At 71.1% G+C, this 532-nt stretch carries 1 protein-coding gene; it reads left to right on the top strand.

From position 1 onward, the window contains the following. Nucleotides 1-255 precede the first annotated feature (255 nt). Nucleotides 256-525, top strand: coding sequence for a hypothetical protein (locus J1M41_RS11215; RefSeq protein WP_069941832.1), 270 nt, complete (start codon nt 256-258; stop codon nt 523-525). Nucleotides 526-532 lie beyond the last annotated feature (7 nt).

Here is a 532-nt window from a genome sequence, read left to right as displayed (position 1 = left end):
GCCCGGTGCTGATCACCGGCGACCTGGCCGACGACGGGGAGACCTACCTGCCCCCCACCAAGGCTCTGCGCGAGCGGCTCGGCCTCGACGACTGAGCCCCGCGGGCGGGCGGGCCCCGCGGCCCGCCCGCCCCGGCCGCGCCGGGGCCACCCACGAATCCCACGCCCCTGTTGCGCGATCCCTCTTACGCGTGTATGGTTATACACATCAGCAGGGGTTATCCGGACCCCCGCACCCCTGACGAAAGGGACTCCGATGACCAAGGCCACGATGATCCACCCCGACGGCACCACCGCCGACGTCGAGCTCCACACCATCCCCGCTGACATCGACCGCCTGCTGGGCGCCACCGCTGAGGTCTACAACCCCGGCGACTACGACGGCATGGACGGCGACTGGTCGCTCTGGGCCGACGCCCGCCACAGTTCCTCCCGCCCGTTCAACTCCACGGCCACCGAGATGATCCACGACGCCGGCTTCGACGCCCGCGAGATCATCACCGGCCCCGTCCTGGTGATCCGCTGAGCCTCCC

The sequence above is a fragment of the Micrococcus sp. KRD096 genome (assembly GCF_017168495.1).
In the GTDB taxonomy this organism is placed as follows: domain Bacteria; phylum Actinomycetota; class Actinomycetes; order Actinomycetales; family Micrococcaceae; genus Micrococcus; species Micrococcus luteus.
Note: the sequence above shows the minus strand (reverse complement) of the source record. Positions and strands in the feature narration are given on the sequence as shown.